Genomic DNA, 13,360 nt, shown 5'->3' with positions numbered 1-13,360 from the left:
CCGCATCGAAGGAGCTCTCCGTGCCCGAGACCGACGTCCAGCCCACTGCCAACATCGGAGTCGTCGGACTCGCCGTGATGGGGTCCAACCTCGCGCGCAACCTCGCCTCCCGCGAGGGCAACACCGTCGCCGTCTACAACCGCTCGCGGTCCAAGACCGACGAGCTGGTCGCCGAGCACCCCGAGGCGGGCTTCGTCGCGACCTTCAGCTACGAGGAGTTCGCCGCCGCCCTCCAGACGCCCCGCACGGCGCTCATCATGGTCAAGGCCGGCGCCCCCACGGATGCCGTGATCGAGTCGCTCATGGAGGTCTTCGAGCCCGGCGACATCATCATCGACGGCGGCAACTCCCTCTTCACCGACACCATCCGCCGCGAGAAGGCCGTGCGCGAGCGCGGGTTCAACTTCGTCGGCATGGGCGTCTCGGGCGGCGAGGAGGGCGCGCTCCACGGGCCCTCGCTCATGCCCGGCGGCCCGGACGAGGCGTGGACGACGCTCGGCCCGATCCTCCGCTCCATCGCCGCCGTCGCCCCCGACGGCGAGCCCTGCGTCACACACGTCGGGCACGACGGCGCGGGCCACTTCGTGAAGATGGTGCACAACGGCATCGAGTACGCCGACATGCAGCTCATCGCCGAGGCCTACGACCTCATCCGGCGCGGCACGGGGAAGACCCCCGCGGAGATCGCCGACATCTTCGCCGAGTGGAACACCGGCGAGCTCGAGTCCTACCTGATCGAGATCACCGCGGAGGTCCTCCGCCAGGTGGATGCCGCGACCGGCAAGCCCCTCGTGGACGTGATCCTCGACTCCGCCGGCGCCAAGGGCACCGGCGCCTGGACGGTCCAGACGGCGCTCGACCTCGGCGTGCCGGTCTCCGGCATCGCGGAGGCGACGTTCGCCCGGTCGCTCTCGAGCCACCGCGAGCAGCGCGCCGTCTCGGGCGGCCTTCCCGGCCCCGCCGAGGACGCGTTCACCGTCGAGGACCCGGACGCGTTCGTCGAGCAGGTGCGCTTGGCGCTCTACGCGTCGAAGATCGTCGCCTACTCGCAGGGCTTCGATGAGATCCGCGCGGGCGCCGCCCAGTACGGCTGGACCATCGACCTCGGCGCGATCAGCAAGATCTGGCGCGCGGGCTGCATCATCCGCGCCCAGTTCCTCAACCGCATCGCCGACGCCTACGCCGCCGAGCCGGACCTGCAGGTGCTCCTGACGGCGCCCTACTTCGTCGACGCCCTGGGCCGGGCGCAGGAGGCATGGCGTCACATCGTCGGAACGGCGGCCACCGCCGGGATCCCCGCTCCCGCGTTCTCCTCCTCGCTCGCCTACTACGACGGGCTCCGCGCGAAGCGCCTCCCCGCCGCGCTCATCCAGGGCCAGCGTGACTTCTTCGGCGCGCACACCTACAAGCGCATCGACAAGGAGGGCACCTTCCACACGCTGTGGTCGGGCGACCGCACCGAGGTCGAGGCCGAAGACACGCACTGACGGCCCCGCCCCCCTCCGGAGGGCGCGGGCTACAGCCAGTCGTTCTTCTTGAAGACGACGTACAGGCCCGCGCTCACCGCGGCCATCAGGCCGATCGCGAACGGGTAGCCCCAGACCCAGGAGAGCTCGGGCATGTGGGCGAAGTTCATGCCGTAGATCCCGGCGACGAGCGTCGGAGCGAAGCCGATCGCAGCCCAGGACGAGATCTTCTTCACCTGATCGTTCTGCTGGATGCTCTGCTCGGTCATCCGCTGCATCGCGTCGTTGCGCCGCTGGTCGACGATCGTCGCATGCACCGTCAGCGCGGCGTCGAGGGTGGTGCGGAACGCGGCGACGCGCGCGTCGACGTAGCGGGCGCGGTCGGCGATCTCGTGGAAGGCGGGCACCTCGTCGGTGTGCAGGTGCGCGCTCACGATCCGCTGCAGCCGCTCGAGCATGTCCTCGAGGGGGGATGTCGCGTGGTGGAGGTCGATCACCTCGCGCTGAAGGGCGAAGATGCGCCGTGAGACGCCGGCATCCTCGCCGAACAGCTCCTCCTCGATCTGGTCGATGTCGTGCTCGATGCCATCCAGGACGCCACGGTATCCGCGGGTCACGTACTCCAGGGTCGCCCAGAGCACGCCGTACGGTCCTTTGCGGAGGATCTCGGGATGCTGCTCCAGGAGCCGCCGCATCTGCCCGAGGTCGACAGCGCCGTCGGGCGAGATCGTGACGAACAGGTCGTCGCCGACGAACACGTCGACCTCGTGGCATTCGACCGTCTCGGCCGCATCGTCGTACTGGGCGGGCTGCAGGGCGAGGTACAGATGGTCACCGAAGTGATCGAGCTTCGACCGCTGATTGTCGCGCAGCGCCGACGCGACCCCGAGGGGCGCCAGATCGAGGGCGCTGCCGAGCGCGGCGACCTCCTCGCGCGTCGGCGCGACGAGGGTGATCCACAGCATCCCGCCCTCGGCCCGCGCCTGAGCCAGCGCGGTCGCCGGATCCTGATCGACGGGGAGCGCGTCGGCGCCTCGGTAGAGGATGCAGTGCGGCACGGCCATGGCTTTCACCCTAGGCCCGGGACTCGCGCGTCGCCGATCGTCGGCTGATTCATAGTCTTCGCATAGCTCGAGGCATAGCCGCTCCACAGCGTGCGCACGACAATGGACGCATGACTACCCCCGCCCCGGCTCTGCGACGTCCCGACGGCTCGGCCCTCCGGGTCCTCGTCGTCGACGACGAGCAGATGCTCACCGACCTGCTGTCGATGGCCCTGCGGATGGAGGGCTGGGAGGTGCGGACCGCCGGATCGGGGTTCGACGCCCTCGCCCAGGCGCGCGAGTTCGATCCGGATGCGCTCGTCCTCGACATCATGATGCCGGACCTCGACGGGATGGCCGTGCTCCAGCGGCTCCGGCACGCGGGCAACGACGTCCCCGTCCTGTTCCTCACCGCGAAGGATGCCGTCAGCGATCGTGTCGCGGGTCTGACCGCCGGCGGCGACGACTACGTCACGAAGCCCTTCAGCCTCGAAGAGGTCGTGGCACGTCTGCGAGGGCTCATGCGTCGAGCGGGGAGCGCGACCGCGGGGGGCGCCGACCCGATCCTGCGCGTCGGCGAGCTGACCCTCAACGAGGACTCACACGAGGTGGATCGCGCCGGCACGGAGATCGAGCTGACGGCGACGGAATTCGAACTGCTGCGCTTCCTCATGCGCAACCAGCGGCGCGTCGTGTCGAAGGCCCAGATCCTCGATCGCGTCTGGAACTACGACTTCGGGGGGCGCTCGTCGGTCGTGGAGCTCTACATCTCGTACCTGCGCAAGAAGATCGACGCGGGCCGCGACCCCCTCATCCACACCGTCCGAGGTGTGGGCTACATGATCAAAGCGCCGCAGTGATGACGGCGGCGTCGCGACCGCGCCGGCGCTGGACGCTGCAGACGCGGCTCATCGTCACGGTCGTCTCCTTCGTCGCCCTCATCCTGCTGGCCGTGGGCCTCGCCACCGGCGCGATCCTCGGGAGCCTCCTCAGCACCCAGCTCGACAACGACGTGCGGGAGGCGGCGAACCGCGCCGGGCTGCAGCTGATCTCGAAGCCGGGCAGCTACGTGGGGACCTCGACCGCGCTCGACACCCTCCAGCAGAGCCGCAACCTGCCGGCCGGGCTCGTCCTCGTGGTGCAGTCCGCGAACGGCACCGACGGCGCATCGCTCTCAGACGATGCGAGCGTGACGGCGCTGTCGACCGAGGACGTCGGCGACATCGTCGGGTCGTTCGAGTACGAGCGTTTCGCGACCGTCGACGTCGACGGCCTCGGGACGTACCGGATGTACACCGCCCCCGTCGGCAACAGCTACATCATCGCCGCAGGTCTCCCGGTCTCGACCGTCAACGAGACCATCGGCAAGATCCTCCTCACCGTCACCCTCGTCACCGTCGGCGGCCTGCTCGTGCTCGCCGCGATCGTCGCCCTCGTCATCCAGCGGTCACTGCGTCCGCTGCGCTCGGTCGCCGAGACGGCGGGGCGCGTCGCCGCGCAGCCGCTCGACTCCGGCGATGTCAGCATCACCGAGCGGGTGCCCGCGGAACAGGCCGACCCGTCCGATGAGATCGGGGCGGTCGGCGCGGCCCTCAACACCCTCCTCGACCACGTGGACACCTCCCTCTCGGCCCGCCAGCGCAACGAGGAGCGGATGCGCGCCTTCGTCGCCGACGCCTCGCACGAGCTGCGGACGCCCCTCGCCGCGATCCGCGGCTACTCCGAGCTGTCGCTCCGCGCCCTCTCGCAGGCGCGCGAGGGCGCGGAGCGCGGCACGACAGCGCAGCTGGAGACCAGCGCCGCGCAGTCCGAACAGGGACTCGAGCGGATCCAGGCGGCCTCGCTCCGGATGACGCGACTGGTCGAAGACCTCCTCCTCCTCGCGCGGCTCGACGAGGGCACCGAGCTCGTCTACGGCGCCGTCGACCTCACGCGCGTCGTCGTCGACGCCGTCGCGGACGCGCAGGCGGCGGGGCCGGACCACGAGTGGGTCATCGACGTGCCCGAGGAACCGGTCATCGTCGCCGGTGACGGGACGCGTCTGCACCAGGTGATCGCCAACCTCCTCACCAACGCGCGCGTGCACACGCCCGCCGGCGTGCGGGTCACGGCATCCGTCGCCCGGGAGGACGGCACTGCCGTCGTGCGCGTCGCCGACGATGGTCCGGGCATCGATCCGCGTGTCGCCGATGAGCTGTTCGAGCGATTCTCCCGAGCCGACTCCTCGCGCGCCCGACAGACGGGCGGGACGGGTCTCGGCCTCTCGATCGCGCGAGCCATCGTCACCGGGCACGGCGGCTCCATCACCGTGGACAGCGCGCCCGGCGCGACCGCGTTCGAGGTTCGGCTCCCCGCCCGGCCGCCGGTCCCCGCATCCGCCTGAACCCGGTCCGCCCGAGCCGCGCTGCGGCTGCCTCCGGGTCCGGACCCCGCGCTGCGCGTCCCGTCCCCGCCGAGTCAGTACCCGGAGAACGCGTCGGTCGTGATCGAGCGCGCCTTCTCGAGGGCGGGCGCCAGGTCGGCGATGAGGCCGGCGGGGCCCGAAATGTACGCGTGGCGTGCACCGATGTCCGGCACCACCTGCAGGAGCCCGTCGGCGTCCAGACGCACGCCGCGTGCCCACCGCCAGTGCGGCGGGAGTGATGCGGGCTCGTTGCGCGTGAAGACGATGACCGGGATGCCGGCTGCTTCGAGATCCTCGCGGAAGGCGAGCTCCTCCGCGCCCGAGGCGACGTAGACGAAGACCACGTCGCGGTCCTCGCCGGAGAGACGGAGGTGCCGCAGCTGCGAGACGAACGGCGTGACCCCGATCCCGGCGGCCACCATCAGGACGGGCGCGGACACCCGCGCAGGCAGCACGAAGTCGCCCCAGACACCGGTGACGGCGAGGTCCTCCCCCGGCTCGACGAGTGCGAGCGCCTTCTTGTAGCTGGACTGCGAGCCCTCGCGCAGCGCGATCCGGACCTCGGGCAGCTCCTCGGGTGCCGAGACGATCGAGAACTCGCGTCGCGTGCCGCGCGCATCGGCGTGGGCGTGCGGCACCTCGAGCTCGAGGTACTGACCGGACGCGAAGCGGAACCGGCCCCGCGCGCGGAAGACCAGTTCCCGCACCGTGGGCGTCAGGACGTCGCGCCGGACGAATCGCAGCCGCACGGCGGTGCGCACGGTGAAGGCGAACGCGAGGAGGTTCCCGACGAGCAGCGCGCGCTCCTGGCCGAGGCTGATCACGCCGAGGTCGATCGGCCACCCGGCGAGGATGCCGACGAGCCCGGCGACGGCGAACTGCTGCCAGCGCCGCGGCGGAAGCGTCAGCGGCTCGGACAGCATGAACGCGCCGAGGAAGAGGAAGGGCGAAGACCACAGCAGCTGCCAGAACACCGTGCCCGCCTCGAACGGGAGCCCGACCTGCGAGAACTGCACCGAGGTGCGCACGACCGCGACGGCGACCGCGACGACGAGGAAGAGGGTGATGATCCGCACCTTCTCCGTGCGGAGAAGGACGAGAAGACCGAGGAGGATCACCGGCGCCGCGAGATACGGCGACCCGACCCACCAGGATGAGGATCCGAGGTCCGGCAGCCAGATGCTCAGCACCGTGAGCACGGCGGCACCGACGGCCGCGGGATTGAAGATGTGACGCCCCTGCCAGGCGAGGAGGTACTTGGATGCCGAGGCCAGCACCCCCGCGACGAACAGCCCCACGAGGCCGAGCGGCTCGAGGGTCGGCCGCAGCACGAAGAGGAGGATCAGCGCCGTGATCAGCGACGACTCCCACCGCCAGGCCTTGCCGAGCAGGCGGTGCGCGACGGCATCCGTCCCGGCGCAGGCCGCTCCGAGCACGGCCCAGGCGGCGACGAGTTCGAGCGGCGAGGGCGCGAGGACGCCGAAGAACGACAGGACGAAGGCGATGAGGGCCAGCGCGGCGAGGGCGAAGACCACGAGCCGGTACATCGACACCCGGCCGAGGACGGCGAACGTGCGGTTCCAGAGGGCGGTCAGCGAGGTCATCACGTGAACAACTCTGCCGTACATCCGTGGGACCACTCGACGCGCCCGTCGGTCGCCATCCGCACCCACTGCACGCCGTGCGCATGCGCGAAGGCGTCACCGCCCGCGAAGAACAGCGCGGTCGCCGCCGCATCGGCGGTCATCGCGTCGTCCCCGCGCGCCCAGGTCGCTGCGATCTCGCGCACGGGCTCGCCCGTCCGCGCGTCGAGGACGTGGTGCAGGCCCTCTCCGCCGATCCCCGCCCACGCGCGACGGTTCACGGCGGAGGCGCACAGGGCTCCGCCGTCCACCTCCCAGACGCCGATCGCCCGGCGCGGGTCGTAGGGATGCTCGAGCGCGATGCGCTCCGTCGTCCCGCGGACGAGGATGTCCCCGCTCGCGTCGACGACGACGGGCGCCTCCGGGCCGGATGCCGCTGCCACCACCTCCGCGACGAGATCCACGAGCCGGCCCTTGCCGAGCGCTCCGACGTCGATCGTCGCCGGAGCTGCGAGGCGGAGGATCCCGTCCGACCAGCGCAGCAGATCCCGCCAGTCGACCGGCGCGGCCTCCGCCCCGCGATCGACGAGCGAGAGGTCCGCGTCGTATCCGCGGCGGACGAGCGCGCCGCCGACGAGGGGGTTCACGGCGCCCGCCGTGGCGTCCGAGAGCTCCGCGTACAGGTCGAGCATCGCCGCGGCGTCGGGCGGGGCCGGCGCCGCGCCCGCGTCGCCCGCGGCGAGCAGGCTCACGAGGGAATCGCCGCGGAAGCGCGACCAGTCCGCGTCGAACCTGGCGATGGCGGCATCCACCTCGGCCGCGATGCGCGGGGGGAGCTCCTCGGCCGTGTCGATCCGCCACCGCGTGCCGATGGCGTCGAAGGTGCGGACGGCGGGCGCCGTGGCGGCGGTCACGACGCCGCTTCGGCCTTGATCGTCTCGATCGCCTTGTTGAACCCGCCGCTGGTCAGGGACGAACCGGCGACACGCGAGACGGAGATCTCGTCGATGCTCTTGCCGACGACCTCTCCGCTGATGCCGCCGATGAACTGGCTCTGGTACTGCTCCGACTCGCGCTTCTGCGGGTTGCCCGTGACCTCGACGGCGGTGATGACGTCATCCTGAAGGGTGACCGTGACCGAGATCGTCTCGACCGATTCGGGGGTCTGGTAGGCCCCGTCCGCCGAGTAGGTGCCGTCTTTGTAGGCGCTGTCGGGCGCGGCGGCGGTGGGCGCGGTCGTCGCGGTGGCCGAGGGCGTCGCGGAGGAGGTCGCGGTGGGCGACGGCGTCGCGGAGCTCGAGGGCGTCTCAGCGTCGGCATTCCCGGCGCATCCGGCGAGCGCGACGACGCCGACAACGGATGCCGCGGCGAATCCCACGCGGATCGGACGGGCAACGGCGGTGGAGCGGATCATGGCGGTCCTCCTTCTGTCGTGCCGTCCGCCCGTCCCGACGGTCGGGATCCGGCACCTCGCATCGGGCGGGTGCCGCGGGTTCTGCAGGATGGTGCGGGGCGGTGGCGTGCTCCCACGCTAACGGGCGGTGAGCCCTGATGCCCCCTCGATCACCTATGCGTATGCATTGAATCCGACATCGCCGACAGCGGTGTCGTCGCCGCCCGTGCGGCGTCGGAGCGCCTTGAGCGCCTCCACGGCGAAGAAGATCACGACCGAGAAGCCGATCGGCAGAAGCCACCCGACGACGCCCAGAGGCTCCGACCCGAAGAGCGCGTTCATGAACGGCACGTACGTGTAGACGAGCTGCAGGGCGACGAGGGCGAGCGCCGACCACCAGATCACCGGGTTCCCGCGGAGGACGTCCGCCGTCACGGACGAGCGGGTGAGGAAGCGGCAGTTCAGCAGGTAGGCGAGCTGTCCGAAGGCGAGCATCGCGACCGCCTCGGTCCGCGCGACGGGGAGGTCGGTGCCCGACGCGAGCGAGATGCCGAAGACGGCGAGGGTGGCCCCGCCGATGAGGAGCGAGACCATCAGGACGAATCCGAGCTCCCGCCCCGCGATGATCGATCCGCCGGAGCCCCGCGGCGGGCGGGACATGATGCCCCGCTCCGCGGGCTCGTAGGCGAGGGCGAGCGAGAGGGTCACGGCGGTGATCATGTTCACCCACAGCACCTGCACCGGCGTGAGCGGCAGCGTGAGCCCGAACACCACCGCGACGAGGATGACGAGGGATTGCGCCCCGTTGGTCGGCAGCAGGAACACGACCGACTTGCGCAGGTTGTCGTAGATCCGCCGGCCTTCCCGGATGGCGCTGCGGATCGTCGCGAAGTTGTCGTCCGCGAGGACGATCTCGGCCGCCTCCTTCGTCGCCTCGGTGCCCTTGATCCCCATCGCGATCCCGACGTCGGCGCGGGTGAGCGCGGGCGCGTCGTTGACACCGTCGCCGGTCATCGCGACCACTTCGTGGTGTGCCTGCAGCGCCCGGACGATGCGGATCTTGTGCTCCGGACTCGTGCGCGCGAAGACGTCGACCCCCTGAACGACCTTCGCGAGCTCGTCCTGGCTCATCGCCTCGAGCTCGGCGCCCGTGAGGACGGGCGGCGCGGCCGGCTCCTCGGCCGCCACCGGGACGGGGTGGCCGGGCTCGGCGGAGGGCGGGATGATCCCCATCTCACGGCTGATCGCCAGCGCCGTGCCCGCGTGGTCACCCGTGATCATCTTGACGCGGATGCCGGCGGCGTGGCAGTCGGCGATGGCCTCGATCGCCTCGGGACGCGGCGGGTCGAGGATGCCCCACAGGCCGAGGAACTCCAGGTCGACGAGGTCGTCGACGTCGATGTCCGCCGCCCGAGTGGAGGTCCGCGCCCCCGCGAGGACCCGGAGGCCCTGCGCGCTCAGCTCGTCGATGGCCGCTTCCCAGAACGGGATGTCGAGGGTCTCGGACCCGCCGGCACCGCGCTGCGTGAGCGAGCGCTCGAGGAGACGGTCGGGAGCGCCCTTCACGAGGATCGCGCGCGACCCGGAGGAGGCCTCCACGAGCGTCCCCATGAACTTGTTCGCGGAGTCGAACGGGACGACATCGACCCGGCGCGTGCCCTCGTCGTCCACGCCGCCCTTCATGGCGACGACCTTCAGCGCCCCCTCGGTCGGCTCGCCGACGAGGGTCCACGTCGCGCCGGACGACGCCTCGACGATCTCGGCGTCGTTGCAGAGGTCGGCGACGGCGAGGAGTGCGGCGAGGTCGCGGCCCCCCTCCGGGGTGATCTCCCCCTCCGGGTCGTAGCCGAGGCCCGAGACCTCGTATCGCGCCAGCGGCGTGACCATCGTGCGGACGGTCATCTCGTTCTTCGTCAGCGTGCCGGTCTTGTCCGAGCACACGGTCGTCACCGATCCGAGCGCCTCGACGGCGGGGAGCTTGCGCGTGATGGCATTCCGACGCGCCATCTGCTGGACCCCGATGGCGAGGGTGATCGTGACGAGGGCGGGGAGGCCCTCGGGGATCGCCGCGACGGCGAAGCCGATCGTCGCCGAGATGAGCTCGGGGAACGGCATCTGGTGGAGGTAGCGCCCGATGATCATCATGACGGCGGCCATGCCCAGGATGACGAGGGTGAGCACCTTCCCGAAGCCGTCGAGCTGCTTCGTCAGCGGGGTGGCGAGCGATCCGGCATCCTGCACGAGCGCCTGGATGCGGCCGATCTCGGTGCGCGCGCCGGTCGCGGTGACGACCCCGACGCCCTGCCCCGCCGAGACGATCGTGCCGGAGAAGGCCATCGAGGACCGATCGCCCACGCCGGCGTCCTCGGACACCGCCGCCGTCTGCTTCGACGACGGCACGGACTCACCGGTCAGCGCCGCCTCCTCGATGCGCAGCTGCGAGGCCGAGACCAGGCGCAGATCGGCAGGCACCTTGTCGCCCGGCATGAGGCGGACGACATCTCCCGGGACGAGATCCTCCGCGGCGACGGTGGACCAGGCGCCGCCCCGGCGCACCGTCGCGTCGGCCGACAGCATGCCGCGGATGCCGGCGAGCGCCTTCTCCGCCCGACCTTCCTGGACGTAGCCGATGACGGCGTTGATGACCGCGACGGCCATGATCACCCAGAAGTCCAGCCAGTCGCCCATGACCGCCTTGATCGCCGCGGCGCCGAGGAGGATGTAGATCAGCGTGTCGTTGAAGTGGTGCAGGAAGCGCCGCCACGCGGGCGCGCGCTTCGGCTCGGGCAGGAGGTTCGGACCGACCTCGTCGCGGCGCGCAGCTGCATCCGCGGCATCGAGTCCCGCACGGGTCGTGCCCAGAGCCCGCTCGACCTCCTCGCCCCCGAGGGAGTAGGGACGGTCGAGCGCGAGGTCGGTGCGAGGAGCGTCGGGTGCGGCCATGCCGCGATCCTCTCACGCGGGTACGCGAGGCCGTCGCGGCGGCGCCGGGAGAAGCTCAGGCGTCCCCGTTGAACATGCTCGTGACCGAGCCGTCCTCGAAGACCTCCTTGATCGCGCGGGCGAGCAGAGGGGCGATCGGGAGGATCGTGAGTCCGGGGAAGCGCTTCTCCTCCGGGAGGGGGATCGTGTCGGTGACGACGACCTCGTCGATCGACACGTCCTGAAGGCGCTCGGCAGCGGGCGCGCTGAACACCGCGTGGGTCGCGGCGACGATGACGCGCTCGGCACCGTGCGCCTTGAGGGCCTGCGCGGCCTTGACGATCGTGCCACCGGTGTCGATCATGTCGTCGACGAGGAGGCAGACGCGTCCCGCCACGTTTCCGACGATGTCGTTGACGGTGACCTGGTTCGCCACGTTCGGGTCGCGACGCTTGTGGATGATCGCGAGCGGCGCGTCCAGAGAGTCGGACCACTGGTCGGCGACGCGCACGCGTCCGGTGTCGGGCGAGACGACCGTGAGCTTGGCGCGATCCTCCGGAGAGAGCATCTCCTGGAAGTACTCGAGAAGCACCGGCTTGGCGAAGAGGTGATCGACCGGACCGTCGAAGAAGCCCTGGATCTGGGCGGCGTGCAGGTCGACGCTCATGACCCGGTCGGCGCCGGCCGTCTTGAACAGGTCCGCGACCAGGCGCGCGCTGATCGGCTCGCGCCCGCGGCCCTTCTTGTCCTGGCGGGAGTACGGGTAATAGGGCGCGACGACGGTGATGCGCTTCGCGGAGGCGCGCTTGGCGGCATCCAGCATGATGAGCATCTCCATCATCCACTCGTTGACGGGCGGGCCGAACGACTGGATGAGGAAGATGTCGCACCCGCGGATCGACACCTCGAAGCGGGTGAGGATCTCCCCCGAGGCGAACACGCGGTGCTCGGTCGGGACGAGCTCGGTGCCCAGATGCCCGGCGACGGCGTGCGCGAGGTCCGGGTGGGAGCTGCCGGCGGCGACGACGAGCCGCTTCTTGGTCTTGACGACCAGGCCCGGCGCCAGCTCGGACCGGTCGGAATCAGCCTTCTTCTTGCCCATCGTCCGCTTCCTGTGCGGACCGGGCACGAGCTGCGGCATCGGCCGCCGCCGTTCCCGGTCGGTGATTCTCGACCCAGCCCTCGACGTTGCGCTGAGGGGCGACGCTCAAGGCGAGTGCGCCGGCGGGGACGTCCTTGCGGATCACGGCGCCGGCGCCGGTCTTGGCGCCATCACCGATCCTAACGGGCGCGACGAACACGTTGTGCGAGCCGGAGTGGACCTCGTCGCCGATCTCGGTGCGGTGCTTGGCCAGATCGTCGTAGTTCGCGGTGATCGCTCCCGCGCCGAGGTTCACGCCGCGCCCGATGGTCGTGTCGCCGATATAGGAGAGATGCGGCACCTTGCTGCCCGCGCCGATGGTGGAGTTCTTCGTCTCGACGAACGTCCCGATCTTGCCTCCGGCGGCGAGGTCGGTGCCCGGCCGCAGGTAGGCGAACGGTCCGACGGTGGCGCCGGCGCCGATGACGGCGAGCGTCGCGTCAGCGCGACGGACGGTGGCGCCCTCGCCGACCTCGCAGTCTTCGAGTGTCGTGTCGGGGCCGATGACGGCGCCCGCCGCGATGACCGTCGCGCGCAGGATGTGCGTGTTGGGCAGCACCGTCACGTCGGGTGCGAGCTCGGCCGTGACGTCGATCCACGTGGTCGCCGGGTCCTGGATGCTCGCCCCCGCCAACTGCCACCGGCGGACGGTCCGGGCGTTGAGGAGCCGACCGACCTCGGCCAGCTGGGCGCGGTCGTTGACACCGAAGGTGACGGTGACGTCGCGGGCCACGGATGCCGCGACCGGCGCCCCCGCCGCGCGCAGGAGCCCCACGACGTCGGTGAGGTACTTCTCGCCCTGCGCGTTGTCCGTTCCGACGCGGGCGAGCTCGCGCCCGAGCGCGGCGGCCTGGAACACGTACATGCCGGCGTTGATCTCGAGGACGGCCGCCTCGACGGCGGTGGCATCCTTCTGCTCCACGATCCGGGCGACCGTGCCATCGGTGTCGCGGATGATCCGCCCGTAGCCGGTGGGATCCTCGACGACGGCGGTCATGAGGGTCGCCGGGGCACCGGAGGCGCGGTGCTCGGCGACGAAGTCGGTCAGCGTCGCGGCATCCACCAGCGGGCAATCGCCCGAGAGGACCAGCACATCGCCCGAGAAGCCCGGGACCGCGGCAAGGGCGACCTCGACGGCGCGTCCGGTGCCGGGGATCTCGTCCTGATCGACGACGACGACCTCGTCGGCGATGCCGGTGACCGCCTCGGCGACCTGGTCGCGCTCGTGGCGGACGACGACGAGGATGTGCGCGGGGGCGAGGTCGCGCGCCGTGTCGAGGACGTGCCCGACGAGGGGGCGCCCGCCGATGCGATGCAGCACCTTGGGGAGGGAGGAGCGCATCCGGGTCCCCTGGCCCGCGGCGAGGATGACGATGGCGAGGGACGCGTCCTGCGTGTTCTCAGTCAT

General features: G+C 71.1%; 10 protein-coding genes. 3 read left to right on the top strand and 7 right to left on the bottom strand.

Going from position 1 to position 13,360, the window contains the following annotated elements:
• Positions 1–20 precede the first annotated feature (20 nt).
• Positions 21–1,487 carry an NADP-dependent phosphogluconate dehydrogenase gene (gene gnd, locus J0P97_RS03880; RefSeq protein WP_282837695.1) on the top strand — a complete coding sequence of 489 codons (1,467 nt, stop codon included), beginning with the start codon at positions 21–23 and terminating at the stop codon, positions 1,485–1,487.
• A gap of 29 nt (positions 1,488–1,516) precedes the next feature.
• On the opposite strand, the gene J0P97_RS03875 is transcribed toward gnd, so the two are convergent.
• Complete coding sequence (locus J0P97_RS03875; RefSeq protein ID WP_215486471.1) at positions 1,517–2,530, bottom strand: magnesium and cobalt transport protein CorA; 1,014 nt, start codon at positions 2,528–2,530, stop codon at positions 1,517–1,519.
• A gap of 110 nt (positions 2,531–2,640) precedes the next feature.
• Between J0P97_RS03875 and J0P97_RS03870 the strand changes: the two genes are divergently transcribed.
• A complete protein-coding gene (locus J0P97_RS03870) occupies positions 2,641–3,369 on the top strand; it encodes a response regulator transcription factor (RefSeq protein WP_281423621.1) in 729 nt (242 codons plus the stop codon).
• Positions 3,369–4,892: a sensor histidine kinase gene (locus J0P97_RS03865; protein ID WP_215486470.1), complete on the top strand. Its 1,524-nt coding sequence runs from the start codon at positions 3,369–3,371 to the stop codon at positions 4,890–4,892. The genes J0P97_RS03870 and J0P97_RS03865 overlap by 1 nt, the downstream gene beginning before the upstream one ends.
• 74 nt (positions 4,893–4,966) lie before the next feature.
• Here the strand turns inward: J0P97_RS03865 and J0P97_RS03860 are convergent, their stop codons facing one another.
• The 6 genes from J0P97_RS03860 to glmU form a co-directional block, all read right to left on the bottom strand.
• The gene (locus tag J0P97_RS03860; protein ID WP_215486469.1) at positions 4,967–6,517 is read right to left on the bottom strand and encodes an FAD-dependent oxidoreductase; all 1,551 of its coding nucleotides are present in this window, start codon (positions 6,515–6,517) and stop codon (positions 4,967–4,969) included.
• A complete protein-coding gene (locus tag J0P97_RS03855) occupies positions 6,517–7,410 on the bottom strand; it encodes an FAD:protein FMN transferase (protein WP_215486468.1) in 894 nt (297 codons plus the stop codon). Before J0P97_RS03855 ends, J0P97_RS03860 begins: the two co-directional genes overlap by 1 nt.
• Positions 7,407–7,910: an FMN-binding protein gene (locus tag J0P97_RS03850; RefSeq protein WP_215486467.1), complete on the bottom strand. Its 504-nt coding sequence runs from the start codon at positions 7,908–7,910 to the stop codon at positions 7,407–7,409. Before J0P97_RS03850 ends, J0P97_RS03855 begins: the two co-directional genes overlap by 4 nt.
• A 153-nt stretch (positions 7,911–8,063) precedes the next feature.
• Complete coding sequence (locus J0P97_RS03845; protein ID WP_215486466.1) at positions 8,064–10,832, bottom strand: HAD-IC family P-type ATPase; 2,769 nt, start codon at positions 10,830–10,832, stop codon at positions 8,064–8,066.
• A 55-nt stretch (positions 10,833–10,887) separates the two neighbouring features.
• Entirely contained in the window at positions 10,888–11,913 is a 1,026-nt protein-coding gene (locus tag J0P97_RS03840) for a ribose-phosphate diphosphokinase (RefSeq protein ID WP_215486465.1), read from the bottom strand.
• The gene (gene glmU / locus J0P97_RS03835; protein WP_215486464.1) at positions 11,894–13,360 is read right to left on the bottom strand and encodes a bifunctional UDP-N-acetylglucosamine diphosphorylase/glucosamine-1-phosphate N-acetyltransferase GlmU; all 1,467 of its coding nucleotides are present in this window, start codon (positions 13,358–13,360) and stop codon (positions 11,894–11,896) included. Before glmU ends, J0P97_RS03840 begins: the two co-directional genes overlap by 20 nt.

The organism is Microbacterium flavum (assembly GCF_018717645.1).
Taxonomy (GTDB): Bacteria; Actinomycetota; Actinomycetes; order Actinomycetales; family Microbacteriaceae; genus Microbacterium; species Microbacterium flavum.
Note: the sequence above shows the minus strand (reverse complement) of the source record. Positions and strands in the feature narration are given on the sequence as shown.